Here is a 24379-nt window from a genome sequence, read left to right on the forward strand (position 1 = left end):
TTCGCACCTGCATTTTCACGCCAACGGAGATTTCTGATGTCAGCAGCAGCTCAACGTCTTTCAAACGCCGCGACGGTGGATGAAATCGTCACCGACGCCACTGTCGAGGCGCTCAACGCCGCGCTTTCGGCGCGCGGGGTGACGCCTGACCGCATCATCGCTGTCCATTACGTGGAGGGCGCGTACCTCGCCAATGGCGCGAAACCGCAATATCGCGTGCTTTATCGGGCGTAACCACGCCTTGTCGTCCCCGGAACGGTGAAGCGAAGCGATAGCTGAGCGGAACCGTGTCCGGGGGCCAGAAAAGAATCGCGAGCAAAGCTCGCACGATTCACGTTGAGAAATATTGTGCGCCTGCGGCGCAATCATTTGCTGGGCCCCGGCCTTCATTCCACTCGGCGTTCGCCTCGCTCCATGAAGCCGGGGACGGAATGCGCCTCACTTCTCCCCGTTCGCCATTCTTCTCGCGGCTGCGTTGTGACGCTCGACATGCGCGGCCACGTCGAGCGTCTTCAATTCACCACGCTGCACGATGACGGCGCCGTTGATGATGCTGAGCGACACGGTCTGCGGCGAACAGAAGACGAGCGCAGCGACGGGATCATGCAGCGCGCCGGCGTGATCGAGCCCGCGCATGTCGAAAGCGATCACGTCGGCCATTTTGCCGACGCTGAGTTCGCCGACGTCGTCACGGCCAAGCACGCGCGCGCCGCCGCGCGTCGCGATCTCCAGCGCGTCTCGCGCTGTCATCGCCGAAGGCCCATGAGCAACGCGCTGCAGCAGGAGCGCCTGACGCGCCTCGCCAAGCAGATGACCGCCGTCATTCGAGGCTGAGCCATCGACGCCGATGCCAACCGGCACATTCTCGCAACGCATGCGCCTGATCGGCGCGATTCCCGACGCCAGCCTCATATTGGAACAGGGGCAATGGGCGACCCCAGTTCCCGTTCGCCCGAAGAGAGAAACGCCGTCGTCATCGAGCTTGACGCAGTGCGCATGCCAGACGTCGCGTCCGACCCAGCCGAGCTCTTCGGCATATTGCGCCGGCGTCATGCCGAATTTCTCGAGACTGTAGGCGACGTCGTTGTCGTTCTCGGCGAGATGGGTGTGGAGCGAGACGCCATAGCTGCGCGCAAGCTTTGCGCTCTCGCGCATGAGGTCGCGCGTCACGGAGAAAGGCGAACATGGCGCGACGGCGATCCGCGTCATGGCGCCCGGATTCGGATCGTGAAAGGCTTCGATCACACGGCGCGCGTCAGCGAGGATCGCGTCTTCATCCTCGACCAGATCGTCAGGCGGCAACCCGCCGCGCGAAACGCCGAGACTCATGGCGCCGCGCGTGGCGTGAAAGCGGACGCCGATCTCCTGCGCCGCCTCGATCGTATCGTCGAGCCTGCAGCCATTCGGAAAGACGTAGTGATGATCGCTTGTCGTCGTGCAGCCGGACAGCACGAGTTCGGCGCACGCCGTCTGCGTCGCAAGTCGCAACGCCGTCGGCGTCAGTCGCGCCCAGATGGGATAGAGCGTTTTCAACCAGCCGAACAGTTCCGCGTCCTGCGCCCCGGGCATGGCGCGCGTCAGCGATTGAAACATGTGGTGGTGCGTGTTGATCAGACCGGGCAGCACGATGTGGCCGCTGAGATCGATCCTTTCCTGGGAGTAGCCGCTGCTGGCCTCGACCAGGCGATCGAGTTCGAGAGCGACGTCCTCGCTCGGCCCCACCGCGGCGATGCGGTCGTCGGCGATAAGCACGGAGCCGTCGTGGATCTCCCGCCGCGCGTCATCCATGGTGATGACGACGAGCGCGTTTTCGAGGAGAAGGAAACGGGTCATGGAGAACATCGATCCGGCCTCGCTTCGTGTTGGCGCCGCAGATGGCGACAACGGCGCCGCAGCGTCAAAGGCTTTCTCCCTCTCCCGTCCGGGAGATTTTCCTTGCCTCCAACGCGCTCCCCCCTTATGAGCCCGCATCCGTTTCGGCCGGGGGCTGAACGGAGGGCGGAGCTTTTCCGGAAACGGGCGGCTCCGTAGAGACGGTCTCCGCGCTCGTCCTCCCGTGTTCCCGCCTTCGTGTTTTTCGGGCTCGCTCGCCTTTTCGCGACCGGCTCGAAGGGCTCCGCGCCGAGGCGATATCGAAAGAAAGGCATCAGCCATATGGCATTGTATGAACACGTCTTCCTGACGCGTCAGGACGTGACGAGCCAGCAGGTCGAGACGCTTGTCGAGACTTTCAAGGGCGTCATCGAAGCGGGCGGCGGCCAGCTCGTGAAGAGCGAATATTGGGGCTCCAAATCCCTCGCCTTCCGCATCAAGAAGAACCGCAAGGCCCATTTCCAGTATTTCGGCATCGACGCGCCGCACGCCGCGGTGGCGGAGATGGAGCGCCAGATGGGCATCAACGAGGACGTCATGCGCTTCATGACGATCCGCGTCGACGCGATCGAGGAAGGCCCCTCGGCCATGCTGCGCAAGCGCGATGACAGCGAGCGCCGCGATGACGACTTCGGCTTCGGCGGAGGCGGTCGCGGCTTTGGCGGCGGCGGACGCAGCTTCGGCGGCGGCGGCCGTGGTTTTGGCGGCGGCGGTGGTCGCGGCTTTGGCGGCGATCGTCCCCCGCGTCCGGCCGGCGACGGCGTGGCCCCTGGCGAAGGAATGTAAGTCATGAGCGCAGCACGTCGTCCCTTCTTCCGTCGCCGCAAGTCCTGCCCTTTCTCCGGCCCGAACGCGCCCGTCATCGACTACAAGGATGTGCGTCTTCTCTCGCGCTACATTTCCGAGCGCGGAAAGATCGTGCCGTCGCGCATCACCGCGGTGTCGGCCAAGAAGCAGCGTGAACTCGCCCAGGCGATCAAGCGCGCCCGCTTCCTCGGCCTTCTGCCCTACGTGATCCGCTAAGGCTTCAGCGCGGCCCTGGCCGCGCCTCTTTCGATCTCAGGAGCGCGCAGGCCGCACGCTCCTTTCACCGTTGGCCGGGACTTTTGATCCCGGTCTAACCACGCGAAGCGTCGGGACAGCGATATGACGGCCATCATTGGCATTGGCGTTGGCGCGGGGGTCGTTTCGGCCCTGCTGACGCTCGTCATCGCGACGGGCAGCCCGATCGCCTTGCTTCTCTCCTTCCTTGCCCCGCTTCCGATCGCCATCGCCGCCCTTGGCTGGAACCACAAGGCCGGCCTCATCGGAGCGGCTGTCGGCGCGCTGATCCTCGGCCTGCTGGTCAATCCGCGCATGGCCGCGGCCTTCCTCCTGTCGACCGCGCTCCCCGCCTGGTGGTTCTCCTTCCTGTCGCTGCTGGCGCGCCCCTCCGCTGCGCCGGGCGGTCCGGCCGAATGGTATCCAACGGGCCGCGTGCTCGCCTGGATCGCGGGCGTCATCGCCGCGCTCGGCCTCGTCGGCGCCTGGATGATCGCCGGCGACTATGACGCCTTCGTCAAATCCTGCGAGCGCGTCATCGAGATCGCCGAGCGCCTGAGCCCCACTCTGTTCGACGGCGTCGCGCCGGAGGCGCGGCCGCAGCTTCGCGCCGCCATGGCCGCCCTGGTGGCGGCGATCGGCTTTCCGGCCTACGCCGTGATCAGCGTCTGGGTCGCCGCTGCATTGCTCGTGATCGCCGGCCGCATCGTGCTGGCCTCTGGCCGCCTGCCGCGCCCCTGGCCCTACCTGCCGGCTTTGACGCTGCCACGCGCGCTGCTCGGCGCAATCGCCGCGACCTTCGCAGGATCGTTTCTCGGCGGCTTCATCGGCCTCTGCTTCCGCACGATCTTCGCCGCTCTGCTGGCGGCCTATGCGCTGCAAGGGCTCGCGCTGGTCCATGCGATCACCTCAGGCAAGGCCGGAAGATCCGCCATGCTCACTGCAGTCTATTTCGTGTCAGCGCTGTTCGGCGGTTGGCCGTTGATCGCCGCGGCGATCGGCGGCGTCGCTGATGCGCTCTTCAACATTCGTGCGCGACGGGGCCTCGCAGACCCCGCGGGCGCGTGATGGAAACCAATCAAGACAATCCCAACACAGAAAGGAACTGAATCATGGAAGTTATTCTCCTCGAGCGCGTCGCCAAGCTCGGCCAGATGGGCGAAGTCGTCCGCGTCAAGGATGGGTTCGCGCGCAATTTCCTCCTGCCGCGCGGCAAGGCCCTGCGCGCCACCGAAGCCAACAAGAAGCAGTTCGACACGCAGCGCGCGCAACTCGAGACGCGCAGCCTCGAGCGCAAGCAGGAAGCGGACGCCATCGCTGCGAAGCTCAACGGCCAGAGCTTCATTATCATTCGCCAGGCCGGCGAGTCGGGCGTGCTTTATGGCTCGGTCAGCCCGCGCGACATCGCCGAAGCGATTACTGCTGGCGGCTTCTCGGTTGATCGCAATCAGATCACGCTCAATGCGCCGATCAAGACTCTCGGCCTGCATCAGGCGCCTGTTGCGCTGCACCCTGAAGTCGATGCGAAGGTCACGATCAATGTCGCCCGCTCGGTCGACGAGGCGGAACGCCAGGCGCGCGGCGAGAGCGTGACCACGCGCGAAGAGACCCATCTCGACGAGTTGGGCCTCGAAATCGGCGCGGCGCTCGCGGACGCGGGACCTTCTCAGGAATAAGAAACGCCTGCAGCGCAATCGTTTTTCAGCGGGCCGGCGACGGCCCGCTATTGTTTCCGGATTAATTCAGCCGGCGTCTCACGCGTCGGTTGTAAAAAACGCATGCGAATCAACGCGAATCTCGTCATAGCTATGCGCCGTGACCTAGGGTCCGCGGACGACGGGAGGTTCAACCGCATGCGAGTCATCGCTTTCACGACGCAAAAAGGAGGCTCGGGCAAGAGCACGCTCGCATCCTCGCTAGCGGTCGCGGCGCACGAAGCCGGTGAAAAAGTCTTCATCATCGACATGGATCCGCAGGCGTCGCTGGTGCGCTGGTCCAAAGAGCGCGGCAAGGCTGAAGCGTCGATCGGCGTTGAGACCGTTGCGCCTGGCAAGCTCGCGGGCGTCCTTGGGACCTTGGCGAAGAGCGGCGTCACCCTCGCGATCATCGACACGCCCGGCTCTGAAGGGCCTGCGGCGGAAGCGGCGATGAAGAACGCCAATCTCTGCATCATTCCGGCGCGGCCGAACGCGTTCGACCTCTGGGCGAGCGAAACCACTCGCCGCGCCATTCGCGCGTTGCGCCGCGAATATGTCTTCCTGCTCAATCAGTGCCCGCCGATGCAGAACTCATCGCGCGTGGCCGACGGCATCGCCGCTCTGGAAAGCATGGGCGGCCTCTTGAGTCCGCTGATCACGGCGCGCGTCGATTATCAGGACGCGGCGAGGCTTGGTCTCGGCGTGACGGAATATGCCCCGTCGGGCGACGCGGCGCAGGATATGCGCAAGCTGTGGCTGTCGATCCGCAAGCGCATCGGCAAGTCGGCCGCGCCCGCGCGCAAGGCCGCGTAACCATCGGCGCGCGGAGCGCGCCGATGCATCCAAGCATGTCTCTTCCGCGTAGACTCTCTAATCGCGGGAGAGATCATCATGACGGCGACCAGGTTCGCATTGCTCTATGTCGCGGCATTGATTGTCTGTCTGCCGCTTGACGCCATCTGGCTCAGCCTCACCGCCAACAGCCTTTACCGCGCCCATCTCGGACCGATCATGCTGGATCAGCCGCGCTGGGCTGCGGCGATTGTCTTCTATCTCCTCTACGGAATCGGCGTCGCGCTCTTCTGCATGACGCCTGCGCTTTCAGGCGGCGGCTGGACGAGAGCCGCGCTGCTCGGCGCCGCCTTCGGCTTCTTCTGCTACGTCACCTATGACGCGACCAATCACGCAACCCTGCGAGACTTCCCGCTCATCCTCGCCCTCATCGATGTCGCCTGGGGCGTCATCCTGACGGCCACGGCGGCGGGGCTCGGTTTCCTCATCGCGACGCGCGTCTTCGGCGTCGCAGGTGACTAATCAGCGGCGCCAGATCGTCAGATCGACGCCGGCGGCTTCATCCATCGCCGTCGTTGCGCCAGCGCGAAAGCCTGCGTCGCGCAGCACGTCCTCCGCGCGCACGCCTTTCTCAACCGCGGCGAACAATCCGCGACCTCCAGGCAACGTAACCTGACGCGCGCGCGACAGATGAAACGCCGTCAGCCCGCGCTTGAGAAAATAATCGAACGGCCCCTGCCCGCCCGGCGCGCCGACGCGGCCACCGTTCGGCAGAAGCTCGCGCGCCACGTCTTCCCAGGGCATCGCGGCCGGATTCCACCACCAGGCGTCGTCGCGTCGCTCAAGGCGCTCCGCGCGCGACGACATCACAATGCGTCGCCGGTTCCGCAGATTGGGCGCGGCCTCATGACTAATGCGCCCGAGCACGGTGATATCGCAGCGATCGAGTTCGCTCTGGAAATAACGCCAGTCGGCGTCATTCAAGAGACCCGTCGGCATGTCGCCATCAGCGTCAGCGATGCGGTCGTCGGCGCTGACGATGGCGTAAGCGTGAATCTCAATCATGCTCGCGATGCTATCGCACCGCCTCCCCGCCCGGACAATGCCGGCGCGCGGCGAACGATCGCCGAGGCTGCATGTCGATCAGCAGATGTCCGTGCGCCGCCGCACTTAACCGGAACGGACTGACGCCTAGCTTTCCGTGGCTTTATAGCGGCCTTGGGCGCATCAAAGCTGTGGCGCGTTACTCTTTGCACGAGGCGTTCATGGCGCATTTCGGCAAGTTCGCGAATCTGAGCCCCAAGGGGTGGGTAGAGTCCTCCTGGACCCAGACGATCCAGATAGGGCAGCACGCCCATATCGGACTGTTTGGCGGAGACGACGACGGCAATGACTTTGTCGTCAGATCCGCCAATCCGACCGTATGCGTCGTGCACGAGGAACCGTTGCCAGTGCGCTATCCGCATTGGCGTCATTTCCTGATCACGGCGCTCACCGCGGGCGAGGCGAGGATCAACGCCACCGTCGCGAGCACCGGCTTCGTCTATCTCTACATGACGGTGAAGGTCGTCGGCTCGATCGGCGCTCGAATGGTTTTCTTCCCGGGTGAACGGCTTGAAGGAAAAACAACCGTTGGCACCATCTATGTCATCGGCGGCAGCGGCGAGACCATGAAAGCGGCTGGCGGTCCTCCGGTCGGATATCCCGACCGCGGCGGGCATACGGCGGATCCTACTCCGACCGGCCACTATACGCTTGGCCCGCGCATCCATGTGGTCGCGCCCAGTTGGCCAAGTTCGGTGATCGCGTGGGGCTCAGCGCTGCGGCTCACGGCCGATGGCGAAGTCGAGTATGAGAAATCACCCGGCAGATGGGTCCTCGCCACGGGGCCAAAGGGCGCCGTCACAGCAGCCAAGATGGCGTTTCACCAAAGGTCCGGCCTCAAGCCGAAGCTCGCGGACGTAATCGCGGACACACGCGCGATGTTTATCGACTCCGCAGGCAATCTTTACAAGACCGAATGGGAGAAGAACGATTTCGGCCGCTGGGGATGGAACCTTCGGCGGAACGGCGAGTCCACGGCCTATTTCATCCACACCACGCCAAACGACGAGATGGCGACAGCTCAGGGAAAAGCCGTCGCGCTCGCGAATTCGCACGGTTGCCTCCATCTTGTTCCAGCGGAGCGCGACCGGCTTATGAAAGCGGGCTTCCTGAAGGAAGGGACTCCATTCGAGGTGCGCCCCTATACCGAAACGGGACCGCCGTGATCGGTCTGCACGGCCTCGTCGCCTCTCTCGTTTTTGTTTCCAGCGCTGTTGCAGCCGCTGAATGCGGTCAGCTTGAGCAGCGTGCTGAGGCGACGGCCAAAGCCGTCGCCATCGCGGCCGATGAAAGAGGAGCGACCAGCGCGCTGGCCGAGATCGCGCTCGAAGGCGTCAGGGAATGCCCTTCCTCGGAACCGCTCTGGTTTTTCGCCGCCCGCGCAGCTGAGCTACGCGATGCGCCCCTGGCTGCGACGGGAGAGGCGTCGCCGGCGCGCGCTATCGCAGAAGATGCGGCGAAAGCAGCGCCGCGATCCGCGCGCATTCTGACAATCGTCGCGCGCTGGGACGGAAGTTCGGAGGCGGCGCGACGTGCGCTCGCGCTTGATGCGTCCTACGCGCCGGCGCAATGGGCGCTTGCCCTCGCGCTCGCGCGCGAGGGAGCTTCCGCAGAAGGCATGAAAGTCCTGGGCGCCCGCAAGGAATCTAATTCCGACCGCATCGCGCGTGCGGAGGTCTTTCTCGCCGCAGGACAGCCTCTCAACGCAGTGGCTCCAGCGCGCGCTGCGGCCACTCGGCCGAATCCCGATCCATCGGAGTTCTCAACCGCCGGGGATATCACGCGCCGCAGCAATGAGGCGCTTGGACTGGCGCTTGTCCGGAGCGGAAAGAAAGCCGACGGATTGAAGGCGCTTCGCATCGCCGCCTCGCTCGGCTCACGCCGTGCGCAGAGCGAAATCGACAAGCTGAAATAGCACAACGGCGACCGCCGCAGGTCAACGCGGCGCTCGCTTGAAAGCGGCTCCGTTACTCCCACCAGCGGTCAACAACGGGGAAGCGGCCGGCGCTCTGCTCGATCACTTCGCCGAGCGAGAACAAGGTCTCTTCGTCGAACGGACGACCAATGAGCTGCAGCCCGAGCGGCAGGCCCTGCGCGTCGACGCCCGCAGGCACCGCAATGCCAGGCAGGCCCGCCATGTTCACGGTGACGGTGAAGACGTCGTTGAGATACATCTCGACCGGATCGGCCTTCAGCTTCTCGCCGATGCCGAAGGCGGCTGACGGGGTCGCCGGCGTCAGGATCGCATGCACGCCCTGATCGAAGACCGTCTCAAAATCGCGCTTGATCAGCGTGCGCACCTTCTGCGCGCGCAGATAATAAGCGTCGTAATATCCGGCTGACAGCACATAGGCGCCGATCATGATGCGGCGCTTCACCTCGCGGCCGAAGCCTTCGGCGCGCGTCTTCTCATACATGTCGATGATGTCGCGGCCTGGCTCGCGCAGACCGTAGCGCACGCCGTCATAGCGCGCGAGGTTCGACGAGCATTCCGCCGGCGCGACGATGTAATAGGCCGGCAGCGCATATTTCGTGTGCGGCAGGGAGATATCGACGATCTCGGCGCCGGCCGCCTTCAGCCATTCCACGCCTTTCGCCCAGAGCCTGTCGATCTCGGCGTTCATGCCATCGAGCCGATACTCCTTCGGGATGCCGATGCGCAGACCTTTCACCGAACGGCCGACAGCCGCCTCATAGTCCGGCACTGCAATATAGGCGCACGTGGTGTCCTTGGCATCATGGCCCGCCATCGAGCGCAGCATGATCGCGTTGTCGCGCACCGTCTTGCCGATCGGTCCGGCCTGATCCAGCGACGACGCGAACGCGACGATGCCCCAGCGCGAACAGCGGCCATAGGTCGGCTTGATGCCGACCGTACCGGTGAACGCCGCAGGCTGGCGGATCGAACCGCCGGTGTCGGTCGCAGTAGCCGCGAGGCACAGATGCGCCGCGACCGCGGACGCGGAGCCGCCTGACGAGCCGCCCGGCACGAGCGGCGTTCCGACCACCTTGCCGTTCTCGACATAGGTGTTCGCGCCGGGGCGACGCCACGGCGAGACGACGGGGCCGAACGCGCTGGTCTCGTTCGACGAGCCCATGGCGAATTCGTCATTGTTGAGCTTGCCGAGCATCACGGCGCCGTCGCGCCAGAGATGCGACGACACTGTCGACTCGTAAGCGGGAATGAAATTGCCGAGGATGTTCGAGCAGGCGGTGGTGCGCACGCCCTCGGTTGCGAACAGATCCTTGATGCCGAGCGGCAGTCCTTCGAGCGGACCCGCCTCGTTCTTCGCGAGTTTCGCGTCGCTCTTGTCGGCCTGCGCCAGAGCGCGATCCGGCGTCTCCAGCACATAGGCATTGAGCGCGCGCGCCTTCTCGATCGCGGAGACGTGGGCGCTGGTGATCTCGCGCGAGGAAAAGCGCTTGGCCTTCAGGCCGTCGCGCGCTTCGGCGAGCGTGAGTGTAAGGAGATCGGACAAGGTTTCAGCTTCGTTGAAAGAGGAAGGAGAGCGATCGCGATAATGCGTCGCTCACTCGATGACCTTGGGCACGAGGAAATAATTGTCCTGCGTCGCCGGCGCGTTGCCGACAATGATCGCGGCCTTGTCGCCGTCATTCACCACGTCCTGGCGCTTCTTCATCGCCATCGGCGTGACCGACGTCATCGGCTCGACGCCGTCGACATTCACTTCCGACAGTTGCTCGACGAAGGCGAGGATCGCGTTCAGCTCCGACTGGAGCTTCGGCACGTCCTCATCGGACACAGCGATACGGGCGAGATGGGCGACACGTTTCACGGTCGCAGCGTCAACGGACATGGCGGCGCCTGCGGGATCAGATCGCCGGCTTCTAGACCATTTTTGCGCAGCGCGAAAAGCGGAAAGGAACGGCGCCGGCAGTCGCTACTTCTTGTCGTCCGGTTTGAGCTTCACCAGAGACGCGAAAGGCGAGGTCGCGGCGCGGCCCGCCGCGTCGTCATAGTCGAAGTCGACGCCGGGCTTGCGCGGGTAGGGATCGACGCCAAGCGCAAGGAACTCGGCTGTCAGGGCGCCGAGATCGATGGCGCCGTCGACGATCGGGTCCGGTGGGTCATCGGCCGCCGGGCCGTCCGTCGGAACCGGCGGCAGGCGGGAGGGCTCGGCGAAATCGACCTCGACCTCTTCCTCCACATCATCCTCGAACGGCTCGATGGAGATGGTGCAGATCTGCGTGATCTTCGCCTTCACGGTTCCAGTGACGCGCAGCCCGAGGCTGGTATGACCAATATGGAACCGGCCGACGAGCGAATGGATCGCCGGCAGCTCGAAATCCGCGGCGACTTCCGCGCGCTCGCGCTCATCCGCCTCGATCACCACGTCGAGCCCCTTCGGCGGCACGTCAGTGACGATGACGGGATAGCTCAGCGGCGATTTCTCGGCCTTCTGGGTCATCAGGCGGCCTCCACGACCGCAGGCCATTCGATGCGGCCCGTTTGCAGCGCGCGCCAGTCGGTCTTCGCAAGCGCGTCCTCGCAGGCGAACACCTGCAGGGCGAGCGGCAGCGCCGCCTCCGCCTCTCCGTCCCGCGACATGACGTTGCGGGCGAGCGCCGCCGCGAGCTCACGCTCGTCCCGCCGATCGAGAGGTCCGGAATAGGCTTCGACGCGTCCGAGCCAGTCGCCGCCCAGGCTGCGCATCTTCTTCGGCACGGCGATGTCGCTGATGCCGATCTGACGGAAGGCGCGATCGAAATCGGTGAACATGCGGTCGATCAGGTCCTGCGCCAGTTCTCCGGCGGGCGGCGGCAGAGCACGCAGCCGGCGAACCACCAGCAACGCATGCAGCATGACCGATTCGATCCGCCCGAATGGATTGTCCGGCGCGCCGAGGCGCAAATACAGGTCCGGACGCCGCGCGCCGGCGACCACAGCGTCATGCAACGCTTCGATGACAGCTGCGTTGGGATCGCTTCTGAAGAGCTTCAAAGCCATGGAAACGCCGGCTTGGCCGGCCTTGTCTTCGCCAAGGTCGCGGGTTACCCGTCCCGGCGCGTCGCGGCAAGGGCGGGCGGCGGACGCGGATGAGGCGCTGGGAGACTCAGAGAAGATGATGTCGGTATCCGGGGGGATCAAGTGGGCCGTGGTCGCATGCCTTGGACTGGCGGGCGCCGGCTGCGAAAGCCTCAACATCACCTGGTCAGGCTATAATGAGACCTTCACGCACGGATTCGTCGCTGACGGCCGCATCGACAAGGTGAAGACCGGCATGGACGTCCAGGCGGTGCTCAACGAACTCGGCACGCCCTCGACCGTCTCCACCGTCGGCAACAAGACCTTCTACTACATCACGCAGCGGAACCGCCGCACCGTTCAGTTCCTCGGCGAGCGCGAGGTCGAGCGTCAGGTCTTCACCGTCTATTTCAATCAGGGCTTCAAGGTCGAACGCATCGCCAATTACGGCCTGCAGGACGGTCAGGTGTTCGACTTCATCAGCCGCACCACGCCGACCGGCGGCGCCGAGCCAAGCTTCGTGCGCAACATGCTGCAGGGCCTCGGCAAGTGGAGCTAGTTTTCGGCGGCGCGTAATTTGCGCCGCTCCCGCGCTATTCGTTCGCGAGAATCATATTGCGGACGATCGGGTAGATCTGACCTTCCCATTTCCTGCCGCTGAAGACGCCGTAATGGCCGACTCCGGCCTGCATATGGTGCTTCTTCTGATAAGGCCGCAATTTCGCGCAGAGATCATGCGCGGCGACGGTCTGCCCCAGCGCGCAGATGTCGTCGCGCTCGCCTTCGACGGTCAGCAGCGCGGTGCGCCTGATCGCTGACGTCTCGACCTTCTCGCCACGAAAGGTGAGCTTGCCGAGCGGCAGCGCATATTCCTGAAACACCAACCGCACCGTCTCGAGATAGAAGTCGGCGCTGAGATCGAGTACGGCGAAATACTCATCGTAGAAAGCCTTGGTGACCGCAGCTTTCTCGGTATTTCCCATCGCCAGATTCTCGAACATGTCCTGATGCGCCTTCACATGGCGATCCATGTTCATCGCCATGAAAGCGGTGAGCTGAACGAAGCCGGGATAGACGCGGCGGCCGGCGCCGGCGAATTTCCAGGGCACGGCGGCGATCAGATTCTGCTCGAACCATTCAATTGGTTTGCCGACAGCGAGTTCGTTCACCTTCGTCGGATTGACGCGGCAATCGATCGGCCCCGCCATCAACGTCATGCTGCGCGGCTGCGCCACGTCGCCCGATTGCGCCATCACCGCCGCCGCGACGAGCGTCGCGACGCAGGGCTGACAGACAGCGATCACATGCGCCCCCGGCCCCATATGGCGCAGAAAACGAATGACATAGTCGACGTAGTCATCGAAGCCGAAGACGCCGTCTTCAAGCGGCACGTCGCGCGCATTGCCCCAGTCCGTGATAAAGACGTCATGATCTGAAAGCAGGGTCTTGACCGTGTTGCGCAACAGGGTGGCGAAATGGCCCGACAGCGGAGCGACCACCAGCACGCGCGGCTGCGCCGTATCGACATCCTTGCGGAAGCGCAGCAGCGTTCCGAAAGGCAGCTTCATGGCCGCCTCCTCGGTCACGCCGACCTCATGGTTGCCCACCATCACCTTGTCGATGCCGTAGGCCGGCCGCTCATGAGTGAGCGTCGCGCGCGACACCATCTCGTAGGCCGCAGACAAGCTGCGGACAGGCACGGCCTCGGAGAAACCCGGGATCTGGAGGTTGTTGAGAAACGTCATTCCCATGCGCGCCGCCGCCCGCACCGGGTCCATCATGTCGGCCTGCGCCTGGAAAGCCGCGTAGATCATTCGCCCCGCCCCCTAGATCACGTTCCCGCACTTTGATTGAATCAATCAAAGTGCGGGAACGTGATCGATTCCATAAGTTGAGAGCATGGCCCTTGCGAAAAACCGGTTCCCACTTTTTCGCGCCATGCTCTACGAACTTATTACACACCGCCTTGACGGCGCCGGCAGGCCGCGAGACCGTGTTGCGCCGCATTAAAGGCTAGTGCAGTTTTTATTGCGGTGCGAGATAAAATTCGGACGGGCCCGGCGGTTCGGTCCGGATCGGAAGGGGGCGGAATGGCGACTGCGACGCTGACCATCAGCAGCAAGAACTACTCGTCCTGGTCGCTGCGCGGGTGGCTCCTGTGCAGGATGGCCGGCCTCGAATTCGACGAAAAAGTCATGTCGAGCGACGATCCGTCGACGCGGGCCGAACTGCTGCTGCTGTCGCCGTCCTTCCTTACGCCCTGCCTCGAACATGACGGGCTGAAGATCTGGGACACGCTGGCGATCGCCGAATATCTGCAGGAGGTGAAGCCGCTGGCGGGCCTTTTCCCCGGCGACCGCGCGGCGCGCACGCTCTGCCGCTCGATCTCCGGCGAAATGCATTCCGGCTTCGCCAATATGCGTTCGGCGCTGCCGATGAATCTCAAGGCGCATTACCCCGGGTTCAAGGTCTGGCAGGGCGCGCAGGCCGACATCGACCGCATCGTCACGATCTGGCGCGACGCGCTTGGGAAGAGCGGCGGGCCGTTTCTTTTCGGACAACCCTCTGTCGCCGATGCGATGTATGCGCCGGTCTGCAGCCGCTTCACCACCTACGATGTCGCGCTCGACCCCGCCTGCTCCGCCTATTGCCGCACGATCATAAGCTGGGCGCCGATGGCGGAGTGGATCGAGGCCGCGAAGAACGAGCCCGACGACGTCGAGGAACTCGACGTCGAATTCTGAGCGCTCGCCTTATCTCGTCAGCGCGCCGCCAAGTTTTTCCACGGCTGCGTCGAGGACGGGGTCGGCGCCATTGGCGTAAGCGAGCGGACGTTCGATCGCCTGATCCGGCGCGACGCCCGCGCCCTCGATGCGGCGGCCGTCGAATTCCAGCGTCGAGACCGCGACATAGAGTAGAAGATCGCCGGGCATCATCTCGACCGCGCCCGAGGTCACGGCGCCCGCGGTCGGCGTCCCCATGATGGGTCCGAAGCCGCCCTGCTTGTAGCCGAACGCGACCAACTCGCCGGCGCTGCGCGTGTGATGATCGGTGAGCATGATCGAGCGGCCGCGGAAGGTCTGCGCGCGCGGCGTCGCCGCATCCGGCCGGTTCGGCCGATCGCCCTCACGGCCTGAAATGTCGAGCCGGCCCCAATAAGGCTTCTGGCCGCGATCGAGAATGTCGAGCATTTCACTCGCCGCCCCGACATATCCGCCGACCCGTCCGCGCATGTCGATGATGAGCGAGTCGAGCTGGGGTGAATTTCCGGAGCCGCCACCCCGCCGTCCGCGCGGTTGTTCGGCGCGCGAAGGATCAATTGCCGCAAGCGCATTCTGGAAATTTCTGGCGTCGCTGACCGACCAGAGCCTGACATAGCCGATGCGGCGGCCGTTGCGCTCGATCACGCGCGCGCCGGCGCGCGTCGCGGCGGCGAAAGCAGTTGACGGTTTGATCGGGATGACGTCGACCTGCATCGTTTGCGTCGGCCCGTCGCGCTCGCGCCTGATTTCAAGCGCGACGCCGCGTCCGATTTTGCCGCGAAACGCAGCGACCGGCGTATAGGGCTGGCCATCGACGGAAATGATCTCATCGCCGACCTTCAGACCCGCTTTGTCGGCTGGCGAACCTTCCATCACGCTGTCGACGAAATTTCTCTCGCCGACCTTCGCGGTGAAAATTCCGACGCCGGGATAATAGGGGCCAGCGCCCCAGAATTTGCGCGCAATGACTTCGGTCGCACTGCCCCCGCCGACGATGTCGAGCAGAATGTAGTATTCGTAGTCGTCAGGCGTGTAGAGCGCGGTGTGCGACGTGTTGAGTTCGCGCAGCAAGCCATTGATGCGTTCGACCGCCTCGGCTGTCGTCGCAGCATTGAGAACGGAATCGCGGATTTCCGCGGCGCGCGTGCGCCATGGCAAGCGCTTCAAGGTCTCGACATCGACAAAGCGCCGATCGACCGTGTCGATGACGGCGTCGAACAGCTTGCCGAGTTCCGCCTTGTCCGCCGGCGCGGAGGACGCGCTCGCCTCAACCGTTTGCTCGGCGCGCGCCGTCGCAGGCAGGCCGCCGTCGGCGCAAAAGACAAAAGCCGCGAAAAGCAGCGATGCAACGGGCAGAGGTTGACGCACGAGGCGGCTCCTGGATCATCCCGTATTTCGATTGATTCAATCAAAATGGGGGAACGTGATCGATTCCAAAAGTTCAGAGCATGGCTCTCGCGAAAAACCGGTTCCCACTTTTTCGCGCCATGCTCTTGCGCGGCGCCATCGGCCGCAGCGAATTGCGGCCTGTAATTGTGGCGGCATCTTGGTCAACCGCACGTAAGCGTCGGCGTATCAGCGTGCTCCCGAACTCGTGAACGCGTGGCGCATCCGGCGCGGAGGTCGCGGTGTAACCGCCTGCGACCGCGCAGTTTCGACAGGCCCGCGCGGCAGGGAGATTGCGATGCGAAGTGATATTTCCTTTTCGTCAGACGGCGCGACTTTGCGCGGCTGGCTGTTTCGACCTGAGCAAACGGGCAAGCGCCCGGCCATTGTGATGGCGCACGGTTTTTCCGCGACCAAGGAGATGGGTCTTGAGCCGTTCGCCGAATCCTTCTGCGCCGCGGGCTTCGTCGTCATCGTCTATGACCACCGCAATCTCGGCGCGAGCGACGGCGCGCCGCGCGGCGAGATCGATCCCTGGGCGCAAATCCGCGGCTATCGTGACGCGATCACCTTTGCGCAGGCGCTGGATTGCGTCGATTCCGCGCGCATCGGCGTGTGGGGATCGAGCTATTCCGGCGGGCATGTCATTGTCGTCGCGGCGATCGACCGGCGCGTCGGATGCGTGGTCGCCAATGCGCCGATCATCAGCGGCTCGCTCAGCCTTGCCGAATTGATGCCGAAGGAGATCGGGCCGACGGTCCGGGCGCAATGCGACGCCGATCGCCTCGCCCGTTTTCGCGGCGAGAAGCCGACGATGATCCCCGTGGTCGCAACGGCTCCCGGCGGCCTCTGCGCGCTGCCGACATCTGACAGCGCCGACTTCTTTCTCGATCTCGCCCGGCGCGCTCCCAACTGGCGCAACGAAGTCACGCTGCGGAGCGCCGAAATGATCGCGGAGTATGAGCCGGGCGACTATATCCATCGCGTCGCGCCGACGCCGCTGATGATCACGGTCGCGACGCGCGACGCGCTGCTGCCGACGAAGCTGACGCTCGAAGCGTTCGATCGCGCCTCATCGCCGAAGAAATTGCTGAAATTTGAGTGCGGCCATTTCGACGCCTATCGCGAGCCTTTGCTTACGCCGAACTGCAAGGCGCAACGCGATTGGTTCCTTGAACATCTCGCTGCGGGCCACGCGTGATGTCCCGCGGTTTCGTCAGCGCGCCGCGCCATAGCAAAACGCCCGGGCGAGTCCCGGGCGTTTTTTAGTTTGATCCGCTTTCCGCTCAGAGATGCGCGAGCGCAGCAAGCAGCAAAAGCGCGATGATGTTGGTGATCTTGATCGCCGGATTGACCGCGGGACCCGCGGTGTCCTTGTAGGGGTCACCGACGGTGTCGCCGGTCACCGACGCCTTGTGCGCGTCAGAGCCCTTGAGATGCTTGACGCCGTCCTTGTCGACGAAGCCGTCCTCGAAGCTCTTCTTCGCGTTGTCCCAGGCGCCGCCGCCCGACGTCATCGAGATCGCGACGAAGAGCCCGGTGACGATCACGCCGAGCAGCATCGCGCCAACGGCCGAGAAGGCCTGGCTTTTGCCGGCGATCCAGTAGATCACGAAGTAGGTGACGATCGGCGCGAGCACCGGCAACAGCGACGGCACAACCATTTCCTTGATGGCCGCCTTCGTCAGGAGGTCGACCGCGCGCGCATAATCAGGGCGATCGGTTCCCGCCATGATGCCAGGCTTTTCGCGGAATTGCCGGCGCACCTCTTCGACCACCGAGCCCGCAGCCTTGCCGACGGCCGTCATGCTCATGCCGCCGAACAGGAACGGGATCAGACCGCCGAAGAGAAGGCCGACGACGACGTAGGGATTGGACAGCGAGAAATCGACGTTCACGCCCTTGAAGTATTGATAGGCCGTCGCGCCCGCCTTGTTCGCTTCCGTCGTGAAGAAATTCAGGTCGGAAGTATAGGCCGCGAACAGCACCAACGCGCCAAGACCGGCGGAGCCGATCGCATAGCCCTTGGTGACGGCCTTCGTCGTGTTGCCAACCGCATCGAGCGCGTCGGTGGAGTGACGCACTTCCTTCGGCAGACCGGCCATTTCCGCGATGCCGCCAGCGTTGTCAGTCACCGGGCCGAAGGCGTCGAGAGCGACAACCACGCCGGCGAGCGCCAGCATTGCGGTGGTCGCGATCGCGATGCCGAAGAGGCCGGCGAGATTGTAGCTGACGATGATGCCGGCCACGATCACGACCGTCGGCAACGCCGTCGCCTCAAGCGACACTGCAAGGCCCTGGATGACGTTCGTGCCATGGCCCGTCACCGACGCCTGCGCGATCGAGACGACCGGGCGCTTGCCCGTGCCGGTGTAATATTCGGTGATGACGACGATCAGCGCCGTCACCGCGAGGCCCGTCACCGCGCACCAGAACAACGACAAGGAGGTGAACGTGACGCCGGCCTTGGTCGTGAAGCTCGCGCCGAAGCCGCCGAGGATCCAGTAGTTCACGATCGCGACGGCGACGACCGACAGCACGCCGGCGCCGATGAAGCCTTTGTAGAGCGCGCCCATGATCGATTGGTTCGCGCCAAGCTTCACGAAGAAGGTGCCGATGATCGACGTCACGATGCAGGCGCCGCCGATGGCGAGCGGATAGAGCATCATCGCGCCAAGCGTCGGCTGGCCCGCAAAGAAGATCGCCGCGAGAACCATGGTCGCGACCAGAGTCACGGCGTAGGTCTCGAAGAGATCAGCGGCCATGCCGGCGCAGTCGCCGACATTGTCGCCGACGTTATCGGCGATCGTCGCCGGATTGCGCGGATCATCTTCGGGAATGCCGGCCTCGACCTTGCCGACAAGGTCCGCGCCGACATCGGCGCCCTTGGTGAAGATGCCGCCGCCGAGACGGGCGAAGATCGAGATCAGCGAGGCGCCAAAGCCAAGAGCCACGAGCGCGTCAATAACTTCGCGGCTGTCAGGCGCGAGGCCCATGGAGTTGGTCAGGATGGCGTAGTAGATCGTCACGCCGAGCAGCGCGAGACCCGCCACGAGAAGCCCGGTGACCGCGCCGGCCTTGAAGGCGACGTCGAGTCCCTCGCCCAAGGATTTCATAGCCGCCTGCGCCGTGCGGACGTTGGCGCGCACCGACACGTTCATGCCGATGAAGCCGGCGGCGCCCGAGAGCACCGCGCCGATCAGAAAGCCGATCGCGGTCTTTGCGCCGAGAAAATAGAAGATCACCACGAACAGGACGACGCCTACCGCGCCGATCGTCGTATATTGCCGCTTGAGATAGGCCTGCGCGCCTTCCGCCACCGCGCCCGAGATCTCCTGCATGCGTTGCGAGCCGGCGTCGCGCTTCATCACGTCGCCATAGGCCCAGACGCCGTAGGCGATCGAAAGCGCGCCAAGTATGATGATCAAGACAAGAGACATGATGGTTTCCGGCATCCCTGATTGGCTGAAACGGCGTCCGGAGAACCCGGGCCGCAAAAGGCGCATTGTTATTTCTCGCCCGATCTTTCGCCGGGACGCGCCGTTCTCAACGACGTGCCGTTCTTAACAAATTGGATATGCGGCGCAACGCCGCCTTTCGACCATGATTGGCGTTGCGCGATCAGGCCGCAGCAGCGGCCTTGGCGCGCACCACTCGTGAGATCAGGAGCGCGCCCGCCGCCACCGCCAGCGCCGGATACATGATCCAGTTGACGACCGCCCAGCCGCCGGCGTTGAGAATTTGTCCTGATGCGAAGGAAGCCAGCGCCACTGTTCCGAATACTGAGAAATCATTGACCGACTGGACGAGAGCGCGTTCGGACGGGCGATAGCAATCGGTCACTAGGGCGGTCGCGCCGATGAAGGCGAAGTTCCAGCCTATTCCAAGCAGCGTCAGCGCGATCCAGAAATGCGCCAGCGAGGTCGGACCGGTCAGGGCGACCGCCGCGGAGGCCGCGAGCAGCAAAAGCCCGGCGGCCGTGACGCGCTCCTTGCCGTAGCGGTCGATGAACTTGCCCGTGAAGAAGCTCGGGCCGAACATGCCGAGCACATGCCACTGGATGCCCAGCCAGGCTTCGCCGGGCGTATAGCCGCAGGCGACGATGGCGAGCGGGGCGGCGGTCATGGCGAAGCTCATGAGGCCGTAGGAGATCAGGCCACAGACGATGGCTGCGATCAGTCGGGGCTGGCGGAAGATCTCGCCTGCGGGCCGCGCCGGGCCCGAACCCGCTGCGCTCGCCGTCGCTGGCTCGAGATCAGTGAGTCGCGTGAGGACCAATGCGCAGATCAGCGCCAGAATGATGTGGCCGACGAAGACGCCGGCGAAGGGGATCGGAGCCAGGAGATCGCGGGTCCAGATCGCCGTCTGAGGGCCAATCACGGCGGCGAATACGCCGCCCATCATCACCCAGGAAATCGCTCGCGCCTTGAAGGCCGGCGTCGCCGCATCCGCCGCCGCGAAGCGGTATTGCTGGATGGTCGCGACGTTGAACCCGATCAGGAAGGTCGACAGGCAGAACATTGCGAAAGAGCCGCGGATGATCGCCATGGCGGCCAGGGCGCCGCAAACGGCCCCGACCAGCATGCCCGCCACGGAAGCGGTGCGGCGGCCGGCACGACGCGCCAGGAAGGCGGCCGGCAATGTGAAGAGCGCCACGCCGAGCTGGGTGATCGAGACCGGCAGCGTCGAGAGCGCGTCGTTCTGGGCGAGATACTGGCCGACGAGTCCGCCGGACGCGATGACGATCGAATGCGTCGCGCCGCCAAGCGCCTGGGCCGTCGCGAAGATTCGTGCGTTGCGGCGGGCAAGCGCGTCAGTGGCGGGGATCGACATGAAGGGAAGCTCAGAAGTGGCTGTAGGAGCCCGACGACAGGAGACTGGCGAAAGCGGCGGGCTCCACCATGATCGACTCGCCGGGCTGGCCGACGCGTCCGATGACCGTTAGCGGCACGCCCGCCTGCTCGCCAAGCTTAGCCAGCGCAGGCCACGCTTGCACGGAGCACGCGGCGGCGATCTCGTAGTCGTCTCCGCCGGTCACAGCAGTGCGCTGCAAGGCGGGGTCCAGCGCGACGGCGGCCTGCCCCGCGGCCGAGAGCGGCGCGGCCGTCGCGTCGATGACCCCACCGACGCCGGAGGCCTCCAGCATCTTCGCGAAATCGCCGATGAAGCCGTCGGAGATATCCATCGCGCCATGGGCGTGGTCGCGCAGGGCGCGGGCGAGAACATTGCGCGGGCGCGGATGGAGATAGGCGTCGAGGAGAAAGGCCCGGTGTTCGTCGCTGAGGCCAAGCAACTTCGTCGCGCCGCGCTGGTCCCCTTCGATCGCCCGTCGGAGCTTCAATCCGAGAGCCGCGTCGCCGATCGTGCCGCTGACGACGAGCAGATCGCCCGGCTGCGCGCCGGTGCGCCTGACCATGCACCCCTTCCCGACGGCGCCGAAGGCCGTGATCGACAGCGTGAGCGGCCCGTCGATCGCCATGGTGTCGCCGCCAAGGAGCGAACAGCCATAGGCGGCGGCGTCTTCGCCAAGCCCTTGCGCAAAGGGACGCATGAACGCATCGCGCGTCGAAGCGTCCCAGCTCGCGGGCAGCGCCAGCGTCAGAACGAAGCCGAGGGGATCGGCGCCCTTCGCCGCGAGATCGGAGAGATTGACGCGCAGCGCCTTTCTCGCGATCGACGCAGGCGCGTCATCGAGGAAATGCCGGCCCTGCGAGACGCCATCCGTCGTGACGACGAGTTCGCAGCCGGCAGGCGGCGCGATCAGCGCGGCGTCGTCCTTGAGTTTGAGACCGCCCTCGCCCGCGATCGGCGCGAAATAGCGTGAGATGAAATCATCTTCGGCGGAGGGCATCTTTCGTCTCTCCGCCGTGCAAGCGCTCAGTTGGCGCGGCGCTGCAATTCGTCGGGACGCGCATCGCGCGCCAGCGCATCGAGCACGGCGTTGGTCAGGCCCGCCTCGTCCTGCTCATAAAAGGCGTGCGCGACATCGACATATTCGCTGATCACGGCGCGTGCGGGCACATCAAGCCGGAAATAAAGTTCGTAGGAGGCCGAGCGCAGGATCGCGCGCAGCACCATCTCGATGCGCTTGAGCGGCCAGCCCTTCTGCAGCGCGTCATCGATGCGCCGATCAAGCATCGTCTGCTCGCGCACGAAGCCGGTGACGAGATCGCGGAAGAATGCATCGTCCGCGGTGCGCGCGGGCACTTCCTCGATCTCGCGGTTGAGCCAATGCGATTCAAATTCAGCGAGCGCTTCGTTGACGCCCTTGCCCGACATTTCGAGTTCGTAGAGCGCCTGCACCGCTCCGAGGCGGGCCGCCGATCGTTTCTCGACGCGCGACATCAGCGCGCGCCTTTCGCGAGACGGCGCTTGATCGCCAGCACAGCGAGCGCGGCGTCGGCTGCGCCGCCGCCCTTGTTCTGCTCGGCCACGCGGGCGCGCGCCCAGGCCTGATCCTCGTTCTCGACGGTCAGGATTCCATTCCCCAGGGGCAAGGCGCGCGCGACCGACAAATCCATCAGCGCGCGCGAGCTTTCGCCCGACACGATCTCATAGTGTGTGGTCTCACCGCGGATGACGCAGCCCAGAGCGACAACCGCTTCGATGGGATCGCCTGATTTTTCAGCGGCGTCGCAGGCGATCGCGATCATCGACGGAATTTCCAGCGCGCCGGGCACCGTCAGCAGATCGACGCGCGCCTTGGCCGCCTCAAGCGCGGCCTGCGCCCCCTTCAGCAGTTCGTCGGCCAGCTCGTCATAATAGCGCGCCTCGACGATCAGCACCCGCGCGCCGGCGACGAGTCCGAGATCGGTCGAGGCTGATTGACGCGCGCCCGCCATGATTGCTCCGCTGCCTGAAATTCAAGAATGCGGGCCCTGGTCGGAGGAGGCTTCGATGTCCTGGCCGGGCCCGAGAAGGCGCGTCAGTAACCGTTCGCCTTGGCCTCGGCAAGCCGCGCGGCGTAACGCGCCATCAGGTCGACCTCGACATGGACGCGGTCCCCCGTTCTGCGCTCACCCCAGGTCGTGACCGCAAGCGTATGCGGGATCAGCAGGACGGAAAACCAGTTGTCGACGACTTCGTTGACCGTGAGAGAGGTCCCGTCGAGACAGACCGATCCCTTCTCCGCGATGAATCGCACCAGCTCGCGCGGCGGCCGGATAATGAATTTCGCCGTCGCGCCCCACGGCCCCGAACCGTCTGTGATGTCCTCGCGTTTGACGATCTCCGCGATCCCGTCGACATGGCCGGTGACGAGATGACCGCCGAGTTCATCGCCGACCTTCAGCGAACGTTCGAGATTGATCTTCGCGCCGATTTCCCAGTCGCGCGCCAGAGTGCGCGACAGAGTCTCGGCCGCGGCATGGGCCTCGAACCAATGGGTGTTGCCGCTCATGCCGCGATCGACCGCAGTCAGGCAGATGCCGGCGCACGAAATCGAAGCGCCGAGCTCAATGCTCTCGGGGTCGTAAAGCGTCTCGATCCGGAATTTGCGCAGCGACGCGCGGTCGCCTTCCGCAATGGTGATCGTTCCAACGTCGCTGACCAGGCCGGTGAACATCAGAAGGGCCTCTCATAGGTCTCGAACAGATCGTCGCCGAAAGTCTCGGTCGCGAGCTGCTTGAATATTTGGGCGTCAGCGATGCGCGCGCCAAGGCCAGGGCGGATCGCGACAACGCCATCGGAGTCCAGGCGTTTCGTCGAGGTCGACACCACCATGACGTCGACAAGATCCTTCAATGCGAGCTGTTCGCCCACGACAGGACCACCTTCGGAAAAAACGCGCGTGATCCCGCGCGTCGCCAGAAGCTTCAGCGCCTCTTCGAGATCGAGCGCGCCATCCGCGCCGCGGCCGACGCGCATGATCTCGGCGCCAGTCGCGCGCAGCGCCAGTTCGGCGTCCACAGGCGCCTCCTCGGCAGCGATGATCCAGACGGGAACGTCGCGCGCCGTGCGGCAGAGCCTGGAGTCGATCGGCGTGCGCAGACGACTGTCGAGCACGACGCGGACAGGGGATCGATTTTCCAGACCTTCCAGGCGCACCGTCAGCATGGGATCGTCGGCAAGCACCGTGCCGACGCCGACCATGATCGCATCATGGCGCGCGCGCATGAGATGAACTTCGCGGCTGGCGGCCTCGCCACTGATCTGGATGCGCGCGCCGCCGGGGCCGGCGCAATAATTGTCTGATGTGCGCGCGATCTTCAGCGTCACCATGGACCGGCCGCGGCGCACGCGCGAGAAATGGCCGCGATGGGCGCGCGCGGCTTCTTCGCGCAGCACGCCCGTCGTGACGCTGACGCCCATGCTGCGCAGAAGCGCAACGCCCAATCCGGCGATATGGATGTTCGGGTCCTCGATGGCGACGACCGCACGCTTGATACCTGCAAGAAAAGTGCGTTCCACGCACGGCGTCGCACCACGCACGGAACGATGGGCGCAAGGTTCGAGAGTCACATACATTGTCGCGCCGACCGCCGCGTATCCCGCGGCGTCGAGCGCAACCGGCTCGCCATGAGGCCGGCCTCCGGGCTGCGTAAATCCGGTCCCGACAATGCGAGGCCCCTCGGGCGTTTCGCGCACAATGACCGCGCCAACGCTCGGATTAGGCCAGGTCGTTCCAAGCCCTTGCTCACCAAGCGCCAGCGCCTCGCGCATATAATGCTCATCGAGCGCGCGCTGCTCCTCGCTCAAAACGCGCGACTGGCGATCCGGCGTCCAGACGCTCATGGCGA

Annotated in this window: 27 protein-coding genes; 12 read left to right on the forward strand and 15 right to left on the reverse strand. The window is 64.8% G+C overall.

What is annotated here, in order from left to right:
• Window positions 1–36 precede the first annotated feature (36 nt).
• Window positions 37–234 carry a hypothetical protein gene (locus L8F45_RS11555; RefSeq protein ID WP_342363018.1) on the forward strand — a complete coding sequence of 66 codons (198 nt, stop codon included), beginning with the start codon at window positions 37–39 and terminating at the stop codon, window positions 232–234.
• Window positions 235–438: 204 nt separating this feature from the next.
• Here L8F45_RS11555 and L8F45_RS11560 read toward each other — a convergent pair whose 3' ends face one another.
• Complete coding sequence (locus L8F45_RS11560) at window positions 439–1833, reverse strand: 8-oxoguanine deaminase (protein WP_342363019.1); 1395 nt, start codon at window positions 1831–1833, stop codon at window positions 439–441.
• A gap of 321 nt (window positions 1834–2154) precedes the next feature.
• Between L8F45_RS11560 and rpsF the strand changes: the two genes are divergently transcribed.
• From rpsF to L8F45_RS11590, 6 genes are all read left to right on the forward strand, one after another.
• The gene (rpsF, locus tag L8F45_RS11565; RefSeq protein WP_342363020.1) at window positions 2155–2658 is read left to right on the forward strand and encodes a 30S ribosomal protein S6; all 504 of its coding nucleotides are present in this window, start codon (window positions 2155–2157) and stop codon (window positions 2656–2658) included.
• A gap of 3 nt (window positions 2659–2661) precedes the next feature.
• Window positions 2662–2895, forward strand: a complete 234-nt coding sequence (gene rpsR / locus L8F45_RS11570) for a 30S ribosomal protein S18 (protein WP_342363021.1) — start codon at window positions 2662–2664, stop codon at window positions 2893–2895.
• Between the two features lie 123 nt (window positions 2896–3018).
• Window positions 3019–3981, forward strand: a complete 963-nt coding sequence (locus L8F45_RS11575) for a DUF2232 domain-containing protein (protein ID WP_342363022.1) — start codon at window positions 3019–3021, stop codon at window positions 3979–3981.
• A gap of 44 nt (window positions 3982–4025) precedes the next feature.
• Window positions 4026–4589, forward strand: coding sequence for a 50S ribosomal protein L9 (gene rplI / locus L8F45_RS11580; protein WP_342363023.1), 564 nt, complete (start codon window positions 4026–4028; stop codon window positions 4587–4589).
• A 177-nt stretch (window positions 4590–4766) separates the two neighbouring features.
• Window positions 4767–5423 (forward strand): AAA family ATPase, encoded by a 657-nt coding sequence (locus L8F45_RS11585; RefSeq protein WP_342363024.1) that lies wholly within the window; start codon window positions 4767–4769, stop codon window positions 5421–5423.
• A gap of 78 nt (window positions 5424–5501) precedes the next feature.
• Window positions 5502–5924 (forward strand): DUF2177 family protein, encoded by a 423-nt coding sequence (locus tag L8F45_RS11590; protein WP_342363025.1) that lies wholly within the window; start codon window positions 5502–5504, stop codon window positions 5922–5924.
• On the opposite strand, the gene L8F45_RS11595 is transcribed toward L8F45_RS11590, so the two are convergent.
• Entirely contained in the window at window positions 5925–6467 is a 543-nt protein-coding gene (locus tag L8F45_RS11595) for a dihydrofolate reductase family protein (RefSeq protein ID WP_342363026.1), read from the reverse strand.
• A 71-nt stretch (window positions 6468–6538) separates the two neighbouring features.
• Here L8F45_RS11595 and L8F45_RS11600 point away from each other — a divergent pair, with 71 nt between their 5' ends.
• Window positions 6539–7672, forward strand: a complete 1134-nt coding sequence (locus tag L8F45_RS11600) for a L,D-transpeptidase family protein (protein ID WP_342363027.1) — start codon at window positions 6539–6541, stop codon at window positions 7670–7672.
• Complete coding sequence (locus L8F45_RS11605; RefSeq protein ID WP_342363028.1) at window positions 7669–8421, forward strand: hypothetical protein; 753 nt, start codon at window positions 7669–7671, stop codon at window positions 8419–8421. Before L8F45_RS11600 ends, L8F45_RS11605 begins: the two co-directional genes overlap by 4 nt.
• Before the next feature lie 52 nt (window positions 8422–8473).
• On the opposite strand, the gene gatA is transcribed toward L8F45_RS11605, so the two are convergent.
• From gatA to L8F45_RS11625, 4 genes are all read right to left on the reverse strand, one after another.
• The gene (gene gatA / locus L8F45_RS11610) at window positions 8474–9985 is read right to left on the reverse strand and encodes an Asp-tRNA(Asn)/Glu-tRNA(Gln) amidotransferase subunit GatA (RefSeq protein WP_342363029.1); all 1512 of its coding nucleotides are present in this window, start codon (window positions 9983–9985) and stop codon (window positions 8474–8476) included.
• Between the two features lie 51 nt (window positions 9986–10036).
• Window positions 10037–10324, reverse strand: a complete 288-nt coding sequence (gatC, locus tag L8F45_RS11615; protein ID WP_342363030.1) for an Asp-tRNA(Asn)/Glu-tRNA(Gln) amidotransferase subunit GatC — start codon at window positions 10322–10324, stop codon at window positions 10037–10039.
• An 84-nt stretch (window positions 10325–10408) separates the two neighbouring features.
• On the reverse strand, window positions 10409–10936 hold the full coding sequence (locus L8F45_RS11620; protein ID WP_342363031.1) for a YceD family protein: 528 nt from the start codon (window positions 10934–10936) through the stop codon (window positions 10409–10411).
• Entirely contained in the window at window positions 10936–11412 is a 477-nt protein-coding gene (locus L8F45_RS11625; protein WP_342363032.1) for a ubiquinol-cytochrome C chaperone family protein, read from the reverse strand. Before L8F45_RS11625 ends, L8F45_RS11620 begins: the two co-directional genes overlap by 1 nt.
• A 178-nt stretch (window positions 11413–11590) precedes the next feature.
• On the opposite strand from L8F45_RS11625, the gene L8F45_RS11630 reads away from it, so the two are divergent.
• A complete protein-coding gene (locus L8F45_RS11630; RefSeq protein WP_342363033.1) occupies window positions 11591–12052 on the forward strand; it encodes an outer membrane protein assembly factor BamE in 462 nt (153 codons plus the stop codon).
• A gap of 34 nt (window positions 12053–12086) precedes the next feature.
• Here the strand turns inward: L8F45_RS11630 and L8F45_RS11635 are convergent, their stop codons facing one another.
• Window positions 12087–13307, reverse strand: coding sequence for a polyhydroxyalkanoate depolymerase (locus tag L8F45_RS11635; protein WP_342363034.1), 1221 nt, complete (start codon window positions 13305–13307; stop codon window positions 12087–12089).
• A 276-nt stretch (window positions 13308–13583) separates the two neighbouring features.
• Here L8F45_RS11635 and L8F45_RS11640 point away from each other — a divergent pair, with 276 nt between their 5' ends.
• Window positions 13584–14237, forward strand: coding sequence for a glutathione S-transferase family protein (locus L8F45_RS11640; protein WP_342363035.1), 654 nt, complete (start codon window positions 13584–13586; stop codon window positions 14235–14237).
• 9 nt (window positions 14238–14246) lie between these two features.
• Here L8F45_RS11640 and L8F45_RS11645 read toward each other — a convergent pair whose 3' ends face one another.
• Complete coding sequence (locus L8F45_RS11645) at window positions 14247–15623, reverse strand: S41 family peptidase (RefSeq protein WP_342363036.1); 1377 nt, start codon at window positions 15621–15623, stop codon at window positions 14247–14249.
• A gap of 316 nt (window positions 15624–15939) precedes the next feature.
• Here L8F45_RS11645 and L8F45_RS11650 point away from each other — a divergent pair, with 316 nt between their 5' ends.
• Window positions 15940–16842, forward strand: coding sequence for an alpha/beta hydrolase (locus L8F45_RS11650; RefSeq protein ID WP_342363037.1), 903 nt, complete (start codon window positions 15940–15942; stop codon window positions 16840–16842).
• Between the two features lie 85 nt (window positions 16843–16927).
• Here L8F45_RS11650 and L8F45_RS11655 read toward each other — a convergent pair whose 3' ends face one another.
• The 7 genes from L8F45_RS11655 to ribD form a co-directional block, all read right to left on the reverse strand.
• A complete protein-coding gene (locus L8F45_RS11655) occupies window positions 16928–19081 on the reverse strand; it encodes a sodium-translocating pyrophosphatase (RefSeq protein WP_342363038.1) in 2154 nt (717 codons plus the stop codon).
• Window positions 19082–19262: 181 nt separating this feature from the next.
• The gene (locus tag L8F45_RS11660) at window positions 19263–20474 is read right to left on the reverse strand and encodes an MFS transporter (RefSeq protein ID WP_342363039.1); all 1212 of its coding nucleotides are present in this window, start codon (window positions 20472–20474) and stop codon (window positions 19263–19265) included.
• A gap of 10 nt (window positions 20475–20484) precedes the next feature.
• Window positions 20485–21492, reverse strand: coding sequence for a thiamine-phosphate kinase (gene thiL, locus L8F45_RS11665; protein WP_342363040.1), 1008 nt, complete (start codon window positions 21490–21492; stop codon window positions 20485–20487).
• A gap of 26 nt (window positions 21493–21518) precedes the next feature.
• On the reverse strand, window positions 21519–21986 hold the full coding sequence (gene nusB / locus L8F45_RS11670; protein WP_342363041.1) for a transcription antitermination factor NusB: 468 nt from the start codon (window positions 21984–21986) through the stop codon (window positions 21519–21521).
• The gene (gene ribH / locus L8F45_RS11675; protein ID WP_342363042.1) at window positions 21986–22483 is read right to left on the reverse strand and encodes a 6,7-dimethyl-8-ribityllumazine synthase; all 498 of its coding nucleotides are present in this window, start codon (window positions 22481–22483) and stop codon (window positions 21986–21988) included. Before ribH ends, nusB begins: the two co-directional genes overlap by 1 nt.
• A gap of 83 nt (window positions 22484–22566) precedes the next feature.
• Window positions 22567–23205 (reverse strand): riboflavin synthase, encoded by a 639-nt coding sequence (locus L8F45_RS11680; protein ID WP_342363043.1) that lies wholly within the window; start codon window positions 23203–23205, stop codon window positions 22567–22569.
• Entirely contained in the window at window positions 23205–24374 is a 1170-nt protein-coding gene (ribD, locus tag L8F45_RS11685) for a bifunctional diaminohydroxyphosphoribosylaminopyrimidine deaminase/5-amino-6-(5-phosphoribosylamino)uracil reductase RibD (RefSeq protein WP_342363044.1), read from the reverse strand. Before ribD ends, L8F45_RS11680 begins: the two co-directional genes overlap by 1 nt.
• Window positions 24375–24379 lie beyond the last annotated feature (5 nt).

It is taken from the genome of Terrirubrum flagellatum (assembly GCF_022059845.1).
GTDB classification, from domain to species: Bacteria; Pseudomonadota; Alphaproteobacteria; order Rhizobiales; family Beijerinckiaceae; genus Terrirubrum; species Terrirubrum flagellatum.

Excerpts from the sequence above, each read along its gene's own strand:
- L8F45_RS11680 (WP_342363043.1), bottom strand. The coding sequence starts at position 23,205 with ATGTTCACCGGCCTGGTCAGCGACGTTGGAACGATCACCATTGCGGAA.
- L8F45_RS11655 (WP_342363038.1), bottom strand. The coding sequence starts at position 19,081 with ATGTCTCTTGTCTTGATCATCATACTTGGCGCGCTTTCGATCGCCTAC.
- L8F45_RS11630 (WP_342363033.1), top strand. The coding sequence starts at position 11,591 with ATGATGTCGGTATCCGGGGGGATCAAGTGGGCCGTGGTCGCATGCCTT.
- L8F45_RS11635 (WP_342363034.1), bottom strand. The coding sequence starts at position 13,307 with ATGATCTACGCGGCTTTCCAGGCGCAGGCCGACATGATGGACCCGGTG.
- L8F45_RS11585 (WP_342363024.1), top strand. The coding sequence starts at position 4,767 with ATGCGAGTCATCGCTTTCACGACGCAAAAAGGAGGCTCGGGCAAGAGC.
- L8F45_RS11600 (WP_342363027.1), top strand. The coding sequence starts at position 6,539 with ATGTCGATCAGCAGATGTCCGTGCGCCGCCGCACTTAACCGGAACGGA.
- ribD (WP_342363044.1), bottom strand. The coding sequence starts at position 24,374 with ATGAGCGTCTGGACGCCGGATCGCCAGTCGCGCGTTTTGAGCGAGGAG.
- L8F45_RS11595 (WP_342363026.1), bottom strand. The coding sequence starts at position 6,467 with ATGATTGAGATTCACGCTTACGCCATCGTCAGCGCCGACGACCGCATC.
- thiL (WP_342363040.1), bottom strand. The coding sequence starts at position 21,492 with ATGCCCTCCGCCGAAGATGATTTCATCTCACGCTATTTCGCGCCGATC.
- nusB (WP_342363041.1), bottom strand. The coding sequence starts at position 21,986 with ATGTCGCGCGTCGAGAAACGATCGGCGGCCCGCCTCGGAGCGGTGCAG.
- L8F45_RS11555 (WP_342363018.1), top strand. The coding sequence starts at position 37 with ATGTCAGCAGCAGCTCAACGTCTTTCAAACGCCGCGACGGTGGATGAA.
- L8F45_RS11590 (WP_342363025.1), top strand. The coding sequence starts at position 5,502 with ATGACGGCGACCAGGTTCGCATTGCTCTATGTCGCGGCATTGATTGTC.
- gatC (WP_342363030.1), bottom strand. The coding sequence starts at position 10,324 with ATGTCCGTTGACGCTGCGACCGTGAAACGTGTCGCCCATCTCGCCCGT.
- rpsR (WP_342363021.1), top strand. The coding sequence starts at position 2,662 with ATGAGCGCAGCACGTCGTCCCTTCTTCCGTCGCCGCAAGTCCTGCCCT.
- ribH (WP_342363042.1), bottom strand. The coding sequence starts at position 22,483 with ATGGCGGGCGCGCGTCAATCAGCCTCGACCGATCTCGGACTCGTCGCC.
- L8F45_RS11620 (WP_342363031.1), bottom strand. The coding sequence starts at position 10,936 with ATGACCCAGAAGGCCGAGAAATCGCCGCTGAGCTATCCCGTCATCGTC.
- rplI (WP_342363023.1), top strand. The coding sequence starts at position 4,026 with ATGGAAGTTATTCTCCTCGAGCGCGTCGCCAAGCTCGGCCAGATGGGC.
- L8F45_RS11560 (WP_342363019.1), bottom strand. The coding sequence starts at position 1,833 with ATGACCCGTTTCCTTCTCCTCGAAAACGCGCTCGTCGTCATCACCATG.
- rpsF (WP_342363020.1), top strand. The coding sequence starts at position 2,155 with ATGGCATTGTATGAACACGTCTTCCTGACGCGTCAGGACGTGACGAGC.
- L8F45_RS11575 (WP_342363022.1), top strand. The coding sequence starts at position 3,019 with ATGACGGCCATCATTGGCATTGGCGTTGGCGCGGGGGTCGTTTCGGCC.
- L8F45_RS11640 (WP_342363035.1), top strand. The coding sequence starts at position 13,584 with ATGGCGACTGCGACGCTGACCATCAGCAGCAAGAACTACTCGTCCTGG.
- L8F45_RS11660 (WP_342363039.1), bottom strand. The coding sequence starts at position 20,474 with ATGTCGATCCCCGCCACTGACGCGCTTGCCCGCCGCAACGCACGAATC.
- L8F45_RS11650 (WP_342363037.1), top strand. The coding sequence starts at position 15,940 with ATGCGAAGTGATATTTCCTTTTCGTCAGACGGCGCGACTTTGCGCGGC.